Origin of the sequence: Vibrio sp. EA2 (assembly GCF_033042495.1) — a bacterium.
Taxonomy (GTDB): Bacteria; Pseudomonadota; Gammaproteobacteria; order Enterobacterales; family Vibrionaceae; genus Vibrio.
Genome location: NZ_JAWLID010000003.1, coordinates 399,723 through 419,474, shown reverse-complemented (window position 1 = coordinate 419,474; position 19,752 = coordinate 399,723). Strand labels below are relative to the sequence as shown.

Annotated in this window: 18 protein-coding genes; 12 read left to right on the top strand and 6 right to left on the bottom strand. The window is 46.3% G+C overall.

Annotation, left to right across the window (positions count from 1 at the left end; all coding sequences use genetic code 11):
• Positions 1-168: 168 nt before the first annotated feature.
• Genes RXX31_RS09920 through fecE form a run of 3 tightly spaced genes read left to right on the top strand, consistent with a single transcriptional unit; the run spans position 169 to position 2,899 of the window.
• A complete protein-coding gene (locus tag RXX31_RS09920; RefSeq protein ID WP_411197972.1) occupies positions 169-1,170 on the top strand; it encodes a FecCD family ABC transporter permease in 1,002 nt (333 codons plus the stop codon).
• Positions 1,167-2,135 carry a FecCD family ABC transporter permease gene (locus tag RXX31_RS09915; protein WP_317589072.1) on the top strand — a complete coding sequence of 323 codons (969 nt, stop codon included), beginning with the start codon at positions 1,167-1,169 and terminating at the stop codon, positions 2,133-2,135. The genes RXX31_RS09920 and RXX31_RS09915 overlap by 4 nt, the downstream gene beginning before the upstream one ends.
• Positions 2,135-2,899: a Fe(3+) dicitrate ABC transporter ATP-binding protein FecE gene (fecE, locus tag RXX31_RS09910; protein ID WP_317589071.1), complete on the top strand. Its 765-nt coding sequence runs from the start codon at positions 2,135-2,137 to the stop codon at positions 2,897-2,899. The genes RXX31_RS09915 and fecE overlap by 1 nt, the downstream gene beginning before the upstream one ends.
• An 89-nt stretch (positions 2,900-2,988) precedes the next feature.
• On the opposite strand, the gene RXX31_RS09905 is transcribed toward fecE, so the two are convergent.
• Entirely contained in the window at positions 2,989-3,906 is a 918-nt protein-coding gene (locus RXX31_RS09905; RefSeq protein WP_317589069.1) for a histone deacetylase, read from the bottom strand.
• Between the two features lie 128 nt (positions 3,907-4,034).
• On the opposite strand from RXX31_RS09905, the gene RXX31_RS09900 reads away from it, so the two are divergent.
• The gene (locus RXX31_RS09900) at positions 4,035-4,724 is read left to right on the top strand and encodes an SDR family oxidoreductase (protein ID WP_317589067.1); all 690 of its coding nucleotides are present in this window, start codon (positions 4,035-4,037) and stop codon (positions 4,722-4,724) included.
• A 108-nt stretch (positions 4,725-4,832) separates the two neighbouring features.
• Here RXX31_RS09900 and RXX31_RS09895 read toward each other — a convergent pair whose 3' ends face one another.
• The 3 genes from RXX31_RS09895 to RXX31_RS09885 all read right to left on the bottom strand — a co-directional run bounded on the left by RXX31_RS09895 (position 4,833) and on the right by RXX31_RS09885 (position 9,645).
• The gene (locus RXX31_RS09895; RefSeq protein WP_317589065.1) at positions 4,833-6,797 is read right to left on the bottom strand and encodes a DNA topoisomerase III; all 1,965 of its coding nucleotides are present in this window, start codon (positions 6,795-6,797) and stop codon (positions 4,833-4,835) included.
• Positions 6,798-6,897: 100 nt separating this feature from the next.
• Positions 6,898-7,446 carry an NAD(P)H nitroreductase gene (locus tag RXX31_RS09890; protein WP_317589063.1) on the bottom strand — a complete coding sequence of 183 codons (549 nt, stop codon included), beginning with the start codon at positions 7,444-7,446 and terminating at the stop codon, positions 6,898-6,900.
• Between the two features lie 186 nt (positions 7,447-7,632).
• A complete protein-coding gene (locus RXX31_RS09885) occupies positions 7,633-9,645 on the bottom strand; it encodes an NADPH-dependent 2,4-dienoyl-CoA reductase (protein ID WP_317589061.1) in 2,013 nt (670 codons plus the stop codon).
• A gap of 224 nt (positions 9,646-9,869) precedes the next feature.
• On the opposite strand from RXX31_RS09885, the gene sppA reads away from it, so the two are divergent.
• Both sppA and ansA read left to right on the top strand, forming a co-directional pair.
• A complete protein-coding gene (gene sppA, locus RXX31_RS09880) occupies positions 9,870-11,720 on the top strand; it encodes a signal peptide peptidase SppA (protein WP_317589060.1) in 1,851 nt (616 codons plus the stop codon).
• Between the two features lie 114 nt (positions 11,721-11,834).
• Positions 11,835-12,848: an asparaginase gene (ansA, locus tag RXX31_RS09875; protein ID WP_317589058.1), complete on the top strand. Its 1,014-nt coding sequence runs from the start codon at positions 11,835-11,837 to the stop codon at positions 12,846-12,848.
• A 69-nt stretch (positions 12,849-12,917) separates the two neighbouring features.
• Here ansA and RXX31_RS09870 read toward each other — a convergent pair whose 3' ends face one another.
• A complete protein-coding gene (locus RXX31_RS09870; RefSeq protein ID WP_317589057.1) occupies positions 12,918-13,202 on the bottom strand; it encodes a YeaC family protein in 285 nt (94 codons plus the stop codon).
• A gap of 99 nt (positions 13,203-13,301) precedes the next feature.
• Here RXX31_RS09870 and RXX31_RS09865 point away from each other — a divergent pair, with 99 nt between their 5' ends.
• Positions 13,302-14,123 (top strand): DUF2989 domain-containing protein, encoded by an 822-nt coding sequence (locus RXX31_RS09865; RefSeq protein ID WP_317589056.1) that lies wholly within the window; start codon positions 13,302-13,304, stop codon positions 14,121-14,123.
• A 107-nt stretch (positions 14,124-14,230) separates the two neighbouring features.
• Here RXX31_RS09865 and msrB read toward each other — a convergent pair whose 3' ends face one another.
• On the bottom strand, positions 14,231-14,641 hold the full coding sequence (gene msrB, locus RXX31_RS09860) for a peptide-methionine (R)-S-oxide reductase MsrB (RefSeq protein WP_317589055.1): 411 nt from the start codon (positions 14,639-14,641) through the stop codon (positions 14,231-14,233).
• A 337-nt stretch (positions 14,642-14,978) separates the two neighbouring features.
• Here msrB and gap point away from each other — a divergent pair, with 337 nt between their 5' ends.
• The 5 genes from gap (at position 14,979) to RXX31_RS09835 (ending at position 19,637) form a co-directional block, all read left to right on the top strand.
• On the top strand, positions 14,979-15,974 hold the full coding sequence (gene gap, locus RXX31_RS09855; RefSeq protein ID WP_014232584.1) for a type I glyceraldehyde-3-phosphate dehydrogenase: 996 nt from the start codon (positions 14,979-14,981) through the stop codon (positions 15,972-15,974).
• Positions 15,975-16,119: 145 nt separating this feature from the next.
• Positions 16,120-17,004, top strand: a complete 885-nt coding sequence (locus RXX31_RS09850; RefSeq protein WP_317589052.1) for a D-hexose-6-phosphate mutarotase — start codon at positions 16,120-16,122, stop codon at positions 17,002-17,004.
• A 202-nt stretch (positions 17,005-17,206) separates the two neighbouring features.
• A complete protein-coding gene (rlmA, locus tag RXX31_RS09845) occupies positions 17,207-18,031 on the top strand; it encodes a 23S rRNA (guanine(745)-N(1))-methyltransferase (protein ID WP_317589051.1) in 825 nt (274 codons plus the stop codon).
• Between the two features lie 98 nt (positions 18,032-18,129).
• Positions 18,130-19,077 carry a ChaN family lipoprotein gene (locus RXX31_RS09840; RefSeq protein ID WP_317589050.1) on the top strand — a complete coding sequence of 316 codons (948 nt, stop codon included), beginning with the start codon at positions 18,130-18,132 and terminating at the stop codon, positions 19,075-19,077.
• 203 nt (positions 19,078-19,280) lie between these two features.
• A complete protein-coding gene (locus RXX31_RS09835; protein ID WP_317589049.1) occupies positions 19,281-19,637 on the top strand; it encodes a hypothetical protein in 357 nt (118 codons plus the stop codon).
• Positions 19,638-19,752: the final 115 nt, after the last annotated feature.

Here is a 19,752-nt window from a genome sequence, read left to right as displayed (position 1 = left end):
CTAACGCTTGGAATGGTTCTTCGATTAGAAAATACGCTGTGGCAAACGGTAGCTATTTAACTGACTTAACGCAATTGATTGTGATTCTCATAATGGTTACACTGACTCAACTTTTCTTCCTTATGGCTTCAATCAAGGTTTTAGCCTGAGAGTTTTACCTAGTAATCGATGCGAATTTTCACTTCCACTCTTTATCTCTGGATGCCTTTGACTTTGTTATCAGCAGTTGGGGCCTGTTACTCTCTTACCGCTTGGTCTAGCTTTCCGTTAAAGATCGCTCATATCTACCAGTATCTGTTTGACTTTGATCCGCTCAGCATGGAGCAACAAATCATTGCCTCGATTCGTATGCCACGAGTACTAGCAGGGTTGCTGATTGGCGCGAACCTCGCGGTTGCCGGGTTGATGATGCAAGGACTCACAAGAAACCCTCTCGCATCACCTTCAATCTTAGGAATCAATGCAGGTGCGGCCTGTTTAATGGCACTGGCAAGTATCGGCGTTCCCTTTTTAGAAACAATGCCAAGTGTTTTAGTCGCCGCTGTGGGTGGCGTGATCAGTGGTGGCGTCGTATTAACGCTCGGTGGCTTTTTTGCTGCAAGACCTCACCCTCTCAAGCTTGTCCTTGCTGGTATTGCGGTCAATGCGCTGCTTATCGGTGTGACCAGAGCAGCGGTAATATTGGCCGATGATAAAGCCTATTCGATCATCAACTGGTTAGCCGGCTCCCTTTCTTCCGTCGAGTGGCAGCAATGGAACACATTGTGGCCAACCAGTTTATTAGGGTTAGTGATTGCTTTATTTGTAGCCAGACAGCTCAACCTGCTTGCGCTTGGTTCTGACGTTGCGACTAGCCTGGGAATTAATATTAGGCTCACCAGAGCATTGACTTATTTCGCCGTTGTATTGCTCACCGCCTCCAGTGTTGCGGTTGCGGGGCCAATCGGCTTTGTGGGCATGCTCGTTCCTCATATTGCCAAAAGGTTCGTCGGCAACAACTTTATTACCCTCATCCCAGCAAGTGCATTACTTGGGGCAGCATTGATTGTATGGGCAGATACTTTGTCGCGTGCGATTGCTTTTCCGGCGGAAACTCCGGTTGGTGTGATTACAGCACTGATTGGAACGCCTTGTTTTGTGTTTTTAGCCATGCAAAGTAAATCTTCATGAACAATGTAAAACTCACCCTGCTCTCTTCCTCACTGTTATTTATCGCAATTTTGAGTTTGGTTGTTGGTGCATCTGAAATCTCGATAAAACAGGTCTCATACACCCTACTCCGTGGTGGGGAATTTGACTTCATTATCAATCAATACCGGTTACCGCGTATTTTCCTCGCTATCGGCGTTGGTGCGGGGCTCGGCCTATCAGGTATGTTGGTGCAAGGTGTGATCCGAAATCCACTCGCTTCACCTGATTTGATGGGAATAAGTGCGGGCGCTGGCTTAGCGGCGACCACCTTATTAGTCATGTTTCCACAGGCGCCCACACATTACTTGCCACTGGCCGCATTAACAGGAGGTTTTGCTGCCGCCGGTTTGATTCTCCTCATTGGTTACAAGGTACAGCCAAGCGCCGCAAGACTTGCGTTAATCGGTATCGCGATCAGTGCGTTTCTTTCCAGCTTTATTGATTTTTTGATGGTGGTACATCCGATAGAAATCAACACCGCGATGGTGTGGTTGACGGGAAGTTTATGGGGAAGAAACTGGGAGCAAGTGCCTTTTATATCGATAGCGCTCGCAGTCATGGTTCCGTTTTCCTGCTGGTTAGCCTGGCGCCTGGATGTAATGGGGCTGGGAGAAGACAGCGCAACCTCACTTGGGATTAAACCGAAACGCATTAAATTACTTTCACTGATTAGTGCCGTCATTCTTGCCAGTGTCAGCGTGTCGGTATGCGGCACGATCAGCTTTGTCGGACTATTAGCCCCGCACTTAGCAAGAATGCTTTTTGGTCACAATCATAAATTACTTGTACCCGGTGCAGCCTTACTTGGTGCCTTAATGGTGCTGATATCCGATACCTTAGCGAGGGGCATACACCCTCCTTTGGAACTTCCAGCTGGTGTTTTAACTTCGTTAATTGGTGCACCTTACTTCATTTTCTTATTGCAACGTTACAAGGGGTGGTGATGATAGCTGCAAATAATTTAAAAGTTTCTTATGGTGACAAGGTGATTATTGAGGCGCTCAATCTCACACTACCAAAAGGCAAAATTACTGCGCTAATCGGTCCAAATGGATGTGGTAAGTCAACGCTATTAAAAACGCTAGCCCGAATTAATCTGCCCACTAGCGGTGAGGTTCTGCTGAATGAAAAAGCATTGAAATCATACCGTGACAAGCACCTGGCTCAAGAGATGTCGTTATTACCTCAGGTATTAGAAACGCCAGAGGGGGTAACGGTAAAACGCTTGGTTGAATACGGCCGCTCACCCTACCTTTCTCACTGGGGGAAGCTGGGAGAGCATGACAAGAAGATGGTCGCAAATGCTATGCGAGAAACTGGCGTAGAAGACCTCGCTGAACAAACGGTTGAATCATTATCCGGCGGCCAAAGACAAAGAGCCTGGATCGCCATGATTCTGGCGCAGGATACCAACATCGTCATGCTGGATGAGCCGACCACCTACCTGGATCTGTCTCATCAGATTGAGCTGATGAAAATTATGCGTGAGATGAACAACAAAGGAAAAACAGTGATCGTGGTATTACACGATTTAAATCAGGCATGTCGCTACTGTGATCACTTAGTCGTACTCAAAAAAGGTCAGCTGATTGCTCAAGGCTCGCCTGATGATGTTTTCACTGAAACCCTGCTGAAGGATGTGTTCTCTCTTGATGCGCGAGTCATTCAGGACCCTGTCGCCAATACGCCTATGTGCATCGCACACTAAGAACCCTGATACAGGAAAACTGGCTTGATTTGTCTCTTAGCCTGATGACTCATCCCCATCAGGCCAAGCGATACGACGGGCTCAAACCGTTAGCTATAAACTTCTAAACTCGCCTGAATCAAATTCATGTGGATCGGCACAAGGTCTTGATGGTTAGTGCGGTAACCGCCACCAACGACTGCTGCAACGGGAATACCTCGCTCTTTCATCAGCTGCATTAAGAAGCGATCGCGCGCTAATATACCTTGGGTAGTGACGTCAAAGTAACCAAGCTCATCGTCAGTGTGTATATCAACCCCAGCATCATAAATCACCAAATCAGGACGATGTAGATTCAGCGCCATTTCGACCACTTCTTTAAACGCCATCAAGAACGTCTCGTCATCGGTTCCCCTTACCAGAGGGACATCCAGGTCAGACTCCGGTTTTCTAGCCGGGAAGTTTTTATCACAGTGGAAAGAGAGCGTCACAATATCCGGCTCATCCTGGCAGAGCGTTGCCGTACCATCACCGTGGTGAACATCGCTATCAATGACCAGGACTTTATCAACGTCATCATGATCCAGCATATGCTTTGCCGCAATCACCAAATCGTTAAACAGACAGAAACCACTGCCGAAGTCTCTGTGAGCATGATGATATCCACCACTCAAATGCAAAGCCACGCCGTGTTCCAACGCTTTCTCCGCCGTCAAAACCGTGCCAGCCGCAGAAGTGAGTGTTCTGGTGATCAGTGCCTCACTCCAGGGAAACCCGATACGGCGCATTTTAGCCGCCGGCATCGAACCACTAACCAATAAATCCACATATTCAGCCTCATGCACTCTCTTAATCTCTGCTACAGAAAGCGCCGTAGGCTCGAAAAACTGAACTCGCGATTGGCTGTTTTCATTCTCTAGCTTTTCTTGCACTGCTTCATAAAGATATTGATACTTCATGATCGGATAGCGGTGCCCTTCAGGCAAAGCAAGTTTTGAATATATCGGGTGATAAATAAGTGGCAGCATGGAAGGTTCTTTTTAACAATTGTAGCGAAATAGTACCAAGTTCAACCATTGAATAAAATGCCATTTCACTGCTACGGTTTGAAGAGCTAAAACAATAACTCGATAACAAATAGGGATAAGGGAATCAGATGAGTTCTACCGTCTTTATTACTGGTGCAAATCGCGGTATCGGCCTGAGTTTAACTAAGCTCTATCTCGACAATGGCTGGCAAGTACATGCGACTACTCGGAACTTAGCGAACAGCGACGAATTAGTCAGTTTAAGCGACCAGCACTTCTCTTTAACGCTTCATGAACTAGATGTCACCAACTACAAGCAGGTAGAGCAACTCGCGAAGAACCTGCCTGCTATCGACCTATTAATAAACAACGCGGGTTACTACGGTCCTAAAGGTTATGGGTTTGGAAATACCGATGTGGATGAGTGGCATAAAGTTCTTGAAATCAACACCATTGCACCACTCAAATTAGTCGAAACATTCTACCCATTGCTGCAACAGGGCCAAATGAAGAAAATCGCCTGCATCTCTTCTAAAGTCGGCAGCATGACCGAGAATACCTCAGGTGGTGGTTACATCTACCGCTCTTCCAAAGCTGCACTTAACTCGGTCGTAAAAAGTCTAAGCAACGACTTATCCGACCAAGGGTTCACCGTTCTAGCCCTTCATCCCGGCTGGGTTCGCACAGACATGGGCGGGCCAAATGCATTAATTGACGCTGAATTCTCGGCTGCTGGGCTTGCTAACGTGATTGAACAAAGCACACAGAAGAATTCAGGCCAATTTATTAATTACGATGGTACCGAACTACCCTGGTAGGCGTGTCCTGACTCAAGATGATGTCAAAGGCTCGATTGAGAAGAATGGCAACTTGTTTGAGTAGTAAAGTTTAAGACTAAAGCGGCAAGTTTCAGTGCCGCTTTGTTTTTAAGATGACTTACGTTTTGGTGCGCCAGATTTAGAGGCATTGCCCTTCGAATAGCTGCGTTTCTTACGCTTAAAGGCCGGACGCTCGACTTTAGGTAAGTGACGTAAAGACTCGGGAATCGGCCCTGACTTAACCTGCCCCATCAGGCCATCTATTCTTTGCTCCAACGATTGCATAAACGGCTGATAGGCTTGATTTTTCTCGGCCATTCCTTGTAACTGGAACTCCCAGTGTGCCGTCATATCCGGATAAGTAGCATCTTGCGGCAGCGCATGAACCAAACCTCGGCCAGCTGGTGAGCTTAAAATCGATTTACCTTGACGAGTCAAAAGCTGACGCTTGAAGAGTGTATCGAGAATGCCAGCACGCGTAGCTTCGGTTCCGAGGCCATCCGTCTCACGTAGGATCTTCTTCAATTCTTTATCTGCAACATAGCGGGCTATACCCGTCATCGCCTGCAACAGGGTCGCTTCGGTGAAGTGTTTTGGCGGCTCAGTCTTGCGATCATTTATTTCCCCTTCCCGGCAAGTGAGCACCGAGCCTTCTGCCAAAGGTGGCACGGCATCAATCCCGTCGTCTTCTTTATCGGTTTTACCCATTAAGGCTTTCCAGCCCGGAGAAACAAGCTGACGACCTTTGGCAATAAAAGTGCCTCCAGCAATATCAAATACCAGCTTCGCTTCGGCGTAAATGGCCGCTGGATAAAACTGCATCAGATATTGACGGGCAATGAGTTGATACACCTTCATCTCATTGCCAGATAACGCATTCACATTAGCTTGCTTAGGCGTAGGAATGATCGCGTGGTGAGCATCCACTTTTTTGTCGTTCCATGCTTTCGATTTGATCGACAAATCCGCGCCCTGAACCGCGCTTTGTAGCTCTTTGGCGTTGTTAGCAATTGCAGACGTCACAGAGCCCGCTTGTGCGTAGTGCTCCATCGGCAGGTAACGACAATCCGAACGTGGGTAAGTGATCAGCTTATGCTTTTCATACAATGCCTGACAGGTATCCAAAACTTGCTGGGCACTCATGCCATAACGTTTTGCCGCATCAATCTGCAATGCAGACAAAGAATAAGGTAAAGGGGCAGATTGCTTGGTTTGTTTTTGCTCAGACTCTTTCACCGTGGCGGGTTGGTTCTTAATGCGAGCAGCAACATTCTCCACCAGCTTTCGGTTGAGAACTCGCCCTTCCTCATCTTGCCAAGGTTTACACGCTTCGCTTGGTTTCCACCTCGCACGAATATCAAATGCGCCGTTTTGATCTTGATATGGGATTAACGCATGTAGGGTGAAATAATCTTTAGGGATAAAGTTTTCAATTTCTTCATCGCGACGTACCACCAACCCAAGCACTGGCGTTTGCACTCGCCCGACCGATAATACACCTTGATAGCCGGCTTTCTGCCCTAGCAAGGTGTAGGCGCGAGACATATTCATGCCATAGAGCCAATCCGCTCTGGAGCGAGCCAGCGCAGAAACAGAAAGCGGGATAAAGTCACGGTTGCTGCGCATTGAACTCAAAGCTCGTTTTACTGCTGGTAAGTTCAAATCTGAAATCAGCAAACGTTGCGTCGCTTGCTTCTTAGTTTTAGACAGTTTGCAGTAATCGAGCACTTCATCCACCAAGAGTTGACCTTCACGGTCTGGGTCTCCTGCATGAATGACTTCCGTCGCTTCTTTTAACAATTTACGAATCACCGTCAATTGCTTACTGGCAGTTTTTCGTGGCCTTAGCTGCCACTGCTCCGGCACAATCGGCAAATCTGCTATGTTCCATTTTTTGTAGCGTTCGTCATAAGCATCTGGCTCCACTTGTTCCAGCAAGTGTCCAATACACCAGGTCACTACATCTCCATTCCCACAGCGAATAAAGCCTTGGTCTTTCTTTTGAGGGTTCGGTAGTGCGGCAGCGATCGCGCGGCCTAAACTTGGTTTTTCAGCAATAAACAGACGAGACATAAGCTTTGGGAAGTAATAATAATTAGGGCCACATTATCGAATGTGACCCTAATAAATCAAGAAAAACTGTATAGATAGACAGTAAGAATGTGGTTCGCGTTTATTGAAACTCAACAAACTTCGTCAAGTCACGCTCTGGCACTTTCATTGGCGTGCTAGCTGGCGTACCCAAGTAAAGGAAACCAACGATTTCATCTTCACCTTCCAGGCCAAACGCTTTATGTACTTCAGGGTGGAACATCCATGGACCTGAACGCCAGAAGCCCTGGAAGCCCTGCGCAACTGCGGCCATTTGCATCGCTTGAACAGCACAGCCTGCTGACAGGTACTGTTCCAGTGCAGGCACTTTTTCATGCGGCGTCACTTTTGCGATCACAGTGATTACCATCGGAGCACGGAATGGAGCATTTTTCAGCTTCTCAACCACTGCTTCTTCACTGTTGTCTGCTAACGCTGCTTTAACCAAAATATCAGACAGTTTATTCAGACCTGTACCTTGCGAAATCACAAAGCGCCAAGGTGTTAAACCAGCATGGTCAGGCGCACGTAGCCCAGCGCGAATGATATTTTCCAGCGCTTTACCTTCTGGCGCAGGTGCGGATAACTTGCCGACAGAACGGCGGTTAAGCAAGAGATCGAGAGCTTCCATGAACTGGTCCTTATTGAATCTAACTTGTATTTTATCTGCTGATCACTTTAGCACAATCTAGCCTACTGAATAACAACCTGTTTTTTGGGGACTATACCTAACCCTCAAAATGCGTATTTCAGTCGGCTAGAAACGAAAAAAGCCGCGCACAACGCGCAGCTTTTCATACTTATTCGTGAATGCCTTTTATAGCTTCACTGCGAGCTTCACACCCTGACGGATTGCTCTTACGGCATCCAGCTCACCAGCGTGGTCTGCACCACCAATAATGTGTAGCTTCTCTCCTAGATGAGACCACTTATCTTCAAATGGGCGAACCGATTCCTGACCTGCACAGATAACGACTTTATCTGCATTCAGCACTTGTGATTTACCATCAACCTGAATGTGTAATCCACGATCATCGATTTTTTGGTAAGAAACGCCACCCAGAAGATGGACACCACGTTTTTCCAGGGTACGTTTATGGATCCAGCCCGTTGTTTTACCCGGACCTTTACCGACTTGCCCTTGACGACGTTGTAATACCCATACCTCTTTATCACTTACCGAGTCAGGGAAAGGGTACAAACCTCCTGGCTGAGAAATCTCTTTATCAATGCCCCACTCGTGTAGCCAGTCATCCAATGTATGCTCGACGGGCTCTGTGATCATGGTCGCGACATCGACACCAATACCACCAGCACCAACGATTGCGACTTTTTCACCAACAGGTGTCTTTTCACGAATCAAGGTCTGGTAATCCACGACTTTTTCCGGGTTATCAATACCTTCAATGGCCACTTTACGCGGCTCTACACCAGAGGCCATCACAACCTCATCGTACTCAGTGAGCAAGTCGAAGTTCGCTTCAGTAGAAAGATGCAAGTTGACCCCTGTCTCATCAAGACGGTTGGCAAAGTAGCGAATGGTTTCACGGAATTCTTCTTTACCCGGAATCTGCATCGCCAGGCGGAATTGTCCACCAATACGATCATTCTTCTCGAACAAGTCCACTTTATGGCCACGCTCTGCCAATGTTGTCGCACACGCAAGGCCAGCAGGACCTGCCCCTATGACGGCAATGTTCTTTTTCTTCTGCGCAGGCGCAACAACGATTTCCGTTTCATAACACGCTAATGGGTTAACCAAACAGCTCGCTCGCTTACCCTTAAATACGTTGTCCAGACAGGCTTGGTTACAGCCAATGCAGGTATTGATGAACTGCGCCTTCTCCTGCTCTGCTTTGGCCACAAAATACGGGTCTGCCAAAAACGGGCGAGCCATAGAGACCATATCAGCATGGCCAGACGAAAGAATACGCTCTGCTTCTTCTGGGGTATTAATACGGTTACAGGTGATGATAGGTACAGAAACATGCGGCTTCACTTTCTCGGTTACCCAAGTAAACGCGCCACGCGGAACTTGGGTCGCGATAGTCGGAACGCGCGCTTCGTGCCAACCAATACCGGTGTTGATGATGGTGACACCCGATTCTTCAAGTGCTTTTGCCAGCTCAATGACATCTTCAAACGTACTGCCTTGTTCGACGAGATCCAGCATAGAGAGACGGAAAATAATGATGAACTTATCACCCACCGCTTCACGTACCGCTTTAACGATCTCCAGTGGGAAGCGCATACGTTTTTTATAGCTGCCGCCCCAATCGTCGTAACGCATGTTGGTACGTTTACACAGGAACTGGTTAATCAAGTAACCTTCTGAACCCATCAGCTCTACACCATCATAGCCAGCGATCTGAGCCAGCTCGGCACTTTTAGCAAAATCTTCGATCGTGCTCTTGATTTGACGCTCGCTCATTTCACTTGGAGCAAACTTAGAAATTGGCGCTTTGATACCCGATGCACTTTGCGCTAGAGGGTGCATGGCATAACGCCCAGCATGAAGAATTTGCAGCGCAATTTTGCTGCCGTGTTTGTGAACGGCTTCAGTGACAATTTTATGCGCCTCTGCATGTTTAGGCTTACTGAACTCTGCGCTCAGAGGGTGGAGTCGACCACGAAGGTTTGGAGAGAAACCTCCTGTTACAATCAGACCAACGCCACCTTTCGCGCGTTCTTCATAAAACGCAGCCAGCTTTTGCAAGCCTTCCTTGTCTTCTTCTAAGCCGGTATGCATTGATCCCATCAGAACTCTGTTACGTAATTGAGTGAAACCGAGATCCAATGGTTTTAATAGGTTTGGGTATAGTGCAGACATTACTAAACATCCATTTTTATTATCTTGTGGAATGACATTACGTTCTGCCAACCAAAAAATCAAACAGGTGTTTACATTTTTGTAACACCGATCAATCTAGCGTTAAAATATGCCAATTGTTGAAGGAGCGTGATAAGCTAAAAACACGTTATCTTTTGAGATCTTAGAGATAACAACCCATAATTTGTAAAATTACGAATTGATTATCTCGTGATGGAGACATGATGAAAAAACTCTTCAAATTTATTGGTCTGATATTTAAAGGAATATGGAAAGGCATCACCTTTGTCAGGCTTGCTTTAGCAAACCTTCTGTTCCTTCTGATGCTTGCCGTCTTTTACTTTGCGTTTACCTACACCGGAGAAGGTCGACCAGTCATAGAGAAAGAGTCTGCACTGGTGATGAATCTATCTGGTCCCATCGTCGAACAAAGACGCTACTCCAACCCGATGGACTCCTTTACGGGTTCACTACTTGGTAAAGAGATACCAAAAGAAAACGTATTGTTTGATATCGTTGATACCATCCGCTATGCCAAAGATGACCCTAAAATTACCGGTTTAGTTTTGTCTCTGCGTGAGATGCCAGAAACAAACTTAACTAAGTTGCGCTATATCGCAAAAGCGCTGAACAAGTTCAAAACATCTGGTAAGCCGATTTACGCTGTCAGCGATTTCTACAATCAAAGTCAATATTACCTTGCGAGCTACGCCGACAAAGTGTACCTGGGGCCAGACGGCGGAGTCCTGATTAAAGGCTACAGCGCTTACTCGATGTACTATAAATCGCTGTTAGAAAAATTAGATGTGTCGACGCATGTGTTCCGTGTTGGTACTTATAAGTCGGCGATAGAACCATTTACGCGTGATGACATGTCCGATGCTGCGGAAGAGTCAGCAACACGCTGGATCACTCAGCTTTGGAGTGCCTATGTCGATGACGTCGCAACCAACCGTAAAATTGATGCCAAGGTTCTCAATCCAACCATGGACGAATTGTTAGCAGAAATGCGCTCGGTTAATGGCGATATTGCAAAACTGTCGCTTAAACTGGGTTTGGTGGATAAATTGGCTACTCGCCAGGACATTCGTACCTTGTTTGCCAAAGAGTTTGGTAGCGACGGTAAAGACAGCTATAACGCGATCAGCTATTACGACTATCAAGCGACAATGCACCCTGACTACAGTTCATCAGAGGATGACATAGCGGTAGTTGTTGCAAGTGGCGCAATAATGGATGGCCAGCAACCGAGAGGCACTGTCGGCGGTGATACGGTAGCGAGCCTTCTTCGTCAGGCACGTAACGATAAGAAAGTTAAAGCGGTTGTTCTTCGTGTAAACAGCCCGGGCGGTAGCGCCTTTGCGTCGGAAGTGATTCGTAACGAAGTCTCCGCATTAAAGCAAGCGGGTAAACCTGTTGTGGTGTCCATGTCGAGCTTAGCGGCTTCAGGCGGTTACTGGATTTCAATGAGTGCAGATAAAATTGTTGCTCAGCCAACCACACTGACGGGTTCTATCGGTATTTTCAGTGTGATTACGACCTTTGAAAAAGGTTTCAACAAGCTTGGTATCCATACTGACGGCGTTGGTACGTCGCCATTCTCCGGTGACGGGCTTTCAACCGGTCTGTCAGAAGGCGCATCGCAAGCTATCCAAATGTCAATTGAACACGGCTACCAGCGCTTTATTTCTTTGGTTGGTGATAACCGAGGGATGCCTGTTGAAGAAGTAGATAACGTGGCTCAGGGCCGCGTGTGGACAGGTCAGGATGCGATGTCGTATGGCTTGGTAGACCAAATGGGTGACTTTGACGATGCGGTCGATTTAGCAGCGAAACTGGCTAACATCACGGACTACAACCTGTACTGGGTTGAAGAACCACTTTCACCAGCGGAGATATTCCTCGACGAATTCATGAATAACGTCAAAGTTTCCCTTGGTATTGATGTCACAAGCATGTTACCGCAGAGCTTACAACCAGTGGCTGAGCAGCTGAAACAAGATGCGAGCGTGCTACAGAGCTTTAATGACCCAAGAGGTCAGTACGCCTTCTGTTTGAACTGCCAAGTGCAGTAGCGCTTGCTTAACTAGTCAAAAAAGGGGCATATCTTAGTGAGATGCCCCTTTTTATTACCCATCAATTCGTTATAATCCGCGCACTGCTCCCCCTACATGAAAGTAAATAGAACGATGACTAGAAAACACATCTATATCGCTTATACCGGTGGCACCATCGGTATGCAAAAGTCCGATCACGGTTATGTGCCTGTCGCTGGTTTTATGGAGAAACAACTAGCAGCGATGCCAGAGTTCCATCGTCCAGAAATGCCGGAGTACACCATCCACGAATACGATCCGCTGATCGATTCATCAGACATGACTCCTGCCGACTGGCAGCAAATTGCAGATGATATTCGTGATAACTACGAAAAGTATGACGGTTTCGTTATTCTGCATGGTACAGACACCATGGCTTATACTGCGTCTGCACTCTCTTTCATGCTGGAAAACCTTGGCAAGCCGGTGATAGTGACAGGTTCTCAAATTCCATTGGCCGAGCTGCGCTCTGATGGCCAGGCAAACCTGCTAAACGCACTGCATATCGCGGCTAACTTCCCGATTAATGAAGTAACGCTGTTCTTTAACAACCAGTTGATGCGTGGTAACCGCAGCACCAAATCGCATGCAGACGGTTTCAATGCCTTCACTTCACCGAACCTTCCTCCTCTATTGGAAGCCGGTATCAACATTCAGATAAGCAATAACGTGACGGTTGGCGCTCAGCCTGAAGGCGAATTTAAGGTACACAATATTACGCCACAGCCAATTGGTGTGATCACCATGTACCCAGGCATTTCTCATGAAGTGATTCGTAATACTTTGCGTCAACCTGTGAATGCGATGATCCTACTCACGTTCGGCGTGGGTAATGCGCCACAGAACCCAGAATTGCTTGGTCATTTAAAAGAAGCGTCGGAGCGTGGTGTTATCGTGGTGAACTTAACCCAATGTCTGGCAGGTAAAGTGAACATGGGTGGTTATGCGACCGGTTGTGCTCTGGCTGATGCTGGCGTGATTAGCGGCTTTGACATGACGCCTGAAGCGGCACTAGCCAAATTGCATTATCTTCTGAGCCAAAACCTGTCTTACGAAGAAGTAAAAGACAAAATGCAGCAAGTATTACGTGGTGAAATGAGCCTGTAAGTACTGCTCTTCCCCCCTATAATTGACAAAGCCCAATCATTGCATTGGGCTTTTCGCATTTTGAACATATCAATCGATGTTTGGATTCACTCGGACGATATCGCCCTCATCGCCGCTGAATTGCTTTTTCAATTCCTGCTTAGATTTAAAACTGATTTCACCACCCGCAGCAACGGTCATATGTTGTGCATCGGTGTTGTGTTTTGATTGATACAACATCACAGCTTGCATACATGAATCTCGCTGCTCACTAGAAAGTGTTGTACCCTCTGGCCATCTTCCCGTTTCTACTGCATATACCAAGCGATCGTAAACCTCTGGCGTGATCGCTTTTAATAATTGTTCTGTGTCCATAATGTACCTTCTTATTACATTCTGTTGAGAACATAGCGGGTTAAAGAACGGAGTCAAGCGCACTAAAATGAATTGGTGTAACGGATCACAGGCAAAACCATGAAAACAACATACTGGTTGCTGGCTAGTCTCGCCCCTTTGACAATCACAGGTTGCTTCGAACGTAATGTCAGCACTGAGCAACTGTGTGAAAACACCCCAGAACTACGCTGCGAAAACCTCAACATGGGTGACGGACAATGCCGTATCCCACGCACCAACTTAATCTGGCATCGCTACGAGCAATTCAAGCACCCAAGCGAAGAAAAGCAAATAGAAGAATATCGCATCATCGCCGAATACAGAAAGTGCTTGGAGTTAGCTTCTCAAATATCTCCGATAGACCAAAGCGAGCTAAAAGCGCAACGCTTTAATGCATTGGTACACAGTATTGACCAACTTGAACGTGTCGTTGACGAATTGAAAGCATCAAAAAAACCAGAAACGTTGTACTTTCTTTGGTCTCAAACTGGCGATACTCAGGCACAGCGCCAGTTTTTACAAATGGAAGGGTCATCCAAGTTAAACACGGCAGAAATGCAATACGCCCTAGCGACGTTCTATGCCAATAGAGACACAGATAAAACACTCACCTTGCTGAATAATGCATTACGTTTGTCGAACGAGGACAACCTCAATCCTGCCATACTCAAATCACTGGCTAGTATTCATCAAGGTTTAGGGGAGAAAAAACGCGCCTATTTATGGGCGATGGTAGCCAAAAGGTTTAATGTGCCAATCGCGGACGAAGAGCAGCTAAAGCGTATGTTCGATTTCAATGATCCAGACCAAAATCAAAAGCTGGACGACCTGGCAAAATCGATTGCGAACAACATTGAACAGGGAGGTTACTCTCCCGATTTAATTCCCGCGAATATTTAAAAAACTCCCGTAAGCTCGGGAGTTTTTCTTCATTCAAGTTGCCAGCCTTTTTATGTTCACCTATACAGTTCTGAAAGGATGAAACACTCTTAACGGCAATTTTGTCACTAATCTTCAGATTTGTTGAAAATTAACGACACTGAATTAACACAGTAACGTTCGCCAGTAGTTTGCGGTCCGTCTTCAAAAACGTGCCCCAAATGGCTATCACATGTCGCACAGCGAATTTCAGTACGTACCATTCCGTGACTTAGATCATCTAAATAGCGTACCGCATGGTCGTTAATCGGAGCATCGAAACTCGGCCAGCCACATCCTGAATCGTACTTGTTGTCAGACACAAAAAGAGGGGCATTACAGCAAGTGCAACTATATATACCCGTTTCCTTATTATGCAATAACTTACCACTGAACGGTGGCTCTGTTCCCTGCTCTCGGCAAACACGAAACTCTTCATCAGATAGACGCTCGCGCCAATATTCATCGGACTTCGTCACTTTTCCTCCGCTTTGTTCCACTAATTTTAGATCCTTATTTCCTGTTTTTAACAATGACTTTTTTAGCAAAAAACTTGATTCTCGTAACAGTTGTAGCACATACTTTCTCACCAGGACACCATGTGTAATTAATTTGATACGAGCACTCATCTCGCAGGTTATATTACGCCAACTGAGCTAGAGTAAAAGCAGTAAAAAGTTTAAAAAACGAACATTTGCAAAGAATTGTTAAAAAAAGCGTCGCTTTTTTTTGACTTTAAACAAGTTAAGTCCGATTATCTGTTGCAGATGTTTACTGGATTCTGTAATTTTACTACCAGTTATCTTTAATCAGAAATTAAGTTGTGGAGCAACTATAATGACTATCAAAGTAGGTATTAACGGTTTTGGCCGTATCGGCCGTTTCGTTTTCCGTGCAGCGCAAGAGCGTAACGACATCGAAGTTGTAGGTATTAACGACCTTATCGACGTAGATTACATGGCATACATGCTTAAGTACGACTCAACTCACGGCCGTTTCAACGGTACTGTTGAAGTTGAAGGCGGTAACCTAATCGTTAACGGCAAAACTGTACGTGTAACTGCAGAGCGCAACCCTGAAGACCTTAAGTGGGACGAAATCGGTGTTGACGTTGTAGCTGAAGCAACTGGTCTTTTCCTAACAGACGAGACAGCACGTAAGCACATCACTGCTGGCGCGAAAAAAGTTGTACTAACTGGTCCTTCAAAAGACGCAACTCCAATGTTCGTTAACGGCGTAAACTTCGACACTTACGCTGGTCAAGACATCGTTTCTAACGCTTCTTGTACTACTAACTGTCTAGCACCTATCGCTAAAGTTCTTAACGACAAGTTCGGTATCGAATCTGGTCTTATGACTACAGTTCACGCTACAACAGCTACTCAAAAAACTGTTGACGGCCCTTCTGCTAAAGACTGGCGCGGTGGTCGTGGTGCTTCTCAGAACATCATCCCATCTTCAACTGGTGCAGCTAAAGCTGTAGGCGTTGTACTTCCAGAAGTAAACGGCAAACTAACTGGTATGGCTTTCCGCGTACCAACTGCTAACGTTTCTGTAGTTGACCTAACAGTTAACCTAGTAAACGGCGCATCTTACGAAGCTATCTGTGCAGCAATGAAGGAAGCTTCTGAAGGCGAACTAAAAGGCGTTCTAGGCTACACTGAAGATGCAGTAGTATCTCAAGACTTCATCGGTGAAGTTTGCACTTCAGTATTCGATGCTAAAGCTGGTATCGCACTAACTGACAAATTCGTTAAAGTTGTATCTTGGTACGACAACGAAATCGGTTACTCAAACAAAGTTCTAGACCTAATCGCACACATCTCTAAGTAATTAGAAATAGTGATTAGCTCTTAACTGAGTTGAAAAGAGGCGGCTTTATAGTCGCCTTTTTTGTATCTGAAATTTGAGGGAAATATTTGAGTGTGACGCGTTTGCGAATTACAGCCTCACTTTCCCAGCGATAGGAAATCATCAGATGGATTTAAACACCCTTCCTGCCCTAACCGTACTTTCAGACAATGTCACCGTAGTAGAAGTTGATCAGGTAAAAGTTGTTCGCATCATTCATGATAAAGCAACAGCTGGCATCGCTTTACACGGCGGTCATGTTGTGTCCTATAAACCAGAAGGTCAAGAAGACTTAATCTGGATGAGTGAAAAAGCCGTATTCGATGGCAAAGCTGCTTTGCGTGGTGGTATTCCAGTATGCTGGCCGTGGTTTGGTCGTATTACTGCACCAGCTCATGGTTTTGCCCGCACTACCGAATGGGAGCTGATGGAACACCGCGAAAGTGAACATGGTGTCATCGTTGAACTGGCTCTGTTCCCAAGCGAAGAAACACACCAAGTCTGGCCTCATCTGTTTGAAGCTCGCCTTTTGGTTGAAGTTGGCGACGAGCTGAAAGTGACGCTGAAAGTACTGAATATCGATGATGAAGCCTGGACCTTCTCTGGAGCGCTGCATACGTACCTTAACGTCGGTGATGTTTTACAAGCCCAAACCTCAGGTATGGGCAGCGAATACATCGACAGCCTAAAAGGCGGAGAAGTATGTCAAGGTGGTGGAGTTCTGCAACTGACCGACACCATCGACCGTGTATACACACAGCCTGAAGCTCAGATCTTAGTCTCAGACCCAGTACTTGAACGTACTCTAAGTGTAGAGAACCATGGCCACAACTCGGCAGTGTTATGGAATCCGTGGGCAGAAGGCGCCCAATCAATGGCGGATATGGCCGACAATGGTTATCAGACCATGCTATGTGTCGAGTCTGCCCTGCATGCTTCCAACCTTGATCAAGGCAAAACCTTGCAGCCAGGTGAAGGCTACGAACTGGTTACCGTTGTTTCCGCACAATAACAACATCAAAGCCGGTTCAAGCCGGCTTTTTATTTCAGCCCCCAATAAATCATCCTCGCTACCTCACATCCTACGATAATACCGGTTCTTTGTACTCTCTAGTTCTAACAGGCGCTCTGCGAAAAGGTTTAGCGGTTTTTGTTTCACTTAAAGTCGTGCTTTTTGGTAGAATTTGTCGCCCTACTTTCAGCTCGAGATCATCATGAACTATCAATGCCCTCTATGCCACCTGCCTCTTGCGTTAAGCGTAAAGACGTTTAAGTGTGAAAATAACCATCAATTCGACATGGCAAAAGAAGGCTACGTTAATCTGATGCCAGTCCATCATAAACGTTCTAAAGATCCCGGTGATAACAAAGAGATGATGCAATCGCGTCGTCGCTTTCTGGAAGGAAAATATTACGACCCGATGCGCCAAGATGTCGCCCGTATCTGTACTGAGTACACCAAGGGAACCACGCACCAATTGTTGGATATTGGCTGTGGCGAAGGCTATTACACTGATCAGGTGCAAAAATCATTGCAGGCGCAAGATGAACAAGCCGTCACCTATGGCTTAGATATTTCAAAGATAGCGATTCGCTACGCGGCTAAGCGCTACCCAGATTGTCATTTTAGTGTTGCATCAAGCCATCGACTGCCATTCGCAGATCACTCTTTGGATGCTGTTCTGCGAATCTACGCACCATGTAAAGCGGAAGAGCTTAAACGTGTAGTGAAAGACAATGGTGTGGTGATTACTGTCACGCCAGCAGGCCGCCACCTTTACCAACTTCGGGAACGCATTTATCAAGACGTTCGATTACACGATGAAACCCCTGAAACTATCGACGGCTACGAACTAGAACAGCAACACCAGCTTAACTACATGATGGACTTAAAGGACGGTGACGCATTTGACTTGTTACAAATGACACCATTCGCTTGGAAGGCCTCTGACGAACTCCGTGAAGAGCTAAAATCCGCTACACTTTTCCAATGTGAGGCCGATTTTATGTTGCGAGTCTATCGCAAATCCACGCATTGATAACGCTCTATCGCAGCGCAAGTGAACATAGCACTCGTTGACTTAGATTGATCTTGTCGCCTCCACAAATATCTCTGGGACATTTTTGGAGGCTTCCAATGCGCTTTTCTATCTTAGGTCTTGCGTTTGCAACTTTTCTGACAGGTTGTATCTCGACCACAGCAACAACGTCTACTCCCATTTCAGCAGACGTGACCAGCTTTTATGATTACAAGCTGTATTCCCCATCAGGTATCCCTATTTCCATCAATCACCTTACACCTGAGTTACGACAAGCCGATGTGTTGTTGATCGGTGAATGGCACACACACGCAGGTATCCACCGTTTTCAAACCGATATACTAAAGCAATTATCCAACGGACAACGTCCCATTGCCCTTTCAATGGAACAATTCACTCGTGATAAACAAGAGGTATTGGACGAATATCTAAACGGCCAGATCGGTGAGCAGTTCTTCATCCAACAAAGCAATGCCTGGCCCAACTATGAAAGCGACTATCGTCCTCTTATCGAGTTTACCAAGCGTGCTGATATTCCGGTTATCGCGGCTAACGCGCCGAGAAAAATTGTACGTTGCGTTGGACTTAAAGGCGTCAGCTATCTGGATAAACTCGATAGCAAAGAACGCGGTTTTGTCGCTGAAACCATTAATACCGATGACAGCCAATACAAAGACAAATTTATGTCTTCCATGCATCACGGCGAGCCAGCACAAACAGAAAAACAGTACGCTGCACAAATGACCTGGGATGAAACCATGGCAGAATCCATTGTTAACTACCTAGCCAAACACCAGGGTACTCAAGTTGTGCATGTGGCAGGAAATTTCCACACCGAAGGCGGATTAGGTACCGCCACTTCGATTTTAAACCGCAATCCAAACTTAAAAGTGGTGATCATCTCGCCAACCCCAGACATCACCTCAGATAGCACCGACTACCAACTCGAAGTATTAGCGCCACCTATTCGCTACGTCCAGGACAGTAATCGTATGAAAGCCTTTAGTCACCTTATCAAGCGCAACACCGACCTCGAATGCCAATAAATCGCTGGCAAGTTTAAAATGACAAGTCGCCTTGTCATATAGGTCTGTTTTTTGCTTGAACCTTTGGATAATCATGAGAGGCGGCAAAGTCAGGCCTGATTTTTATCTGCACCATTTAAGAATCTTCCTGCATTGCCGATATAGTCAATAACTGCTTTTTACCCACACTCAGTGAGCGAGTGTCGATTTTCAAGGAGTATTCGATGAACCAAGTAGGAAGCAATCCAGTTAATACTTATGCTACTTTGCAGCCCACTGTGTCTTCCACAACGAAAGCCACAGAAGACATCAATGCGTCGCCGTTAAAAGTGGAACAGAACAAAGTGACACTTTCTCCTGAAGGTAAGGCGCTGCTTACCGCACTACAAGAAATCGACCACGAAAGTAAAAAAGCGGCAGCAGAAAATAAAACCGTGGGCGAAAAGGTAGAATCATTCACCCATGGCGCTTTGGGAATGGACCGTCCAGATAAAATCGAAGAAGAAGATAGCTCTTACTCCGCAGGACAGTATCTCTCAGCCGCGTTAAGTGTCGGCGGAATTCTCCTCGCGCTGGCATGATGGGCCAAGAGCATTACCCTTTCTGTCACAGCTTGTTGGTGCTATGGGTAATTTGCTAGTAAATGAAAATGACAATTTAGTTAAGATTCGATGACTTACACAAAAGTGTCATGGT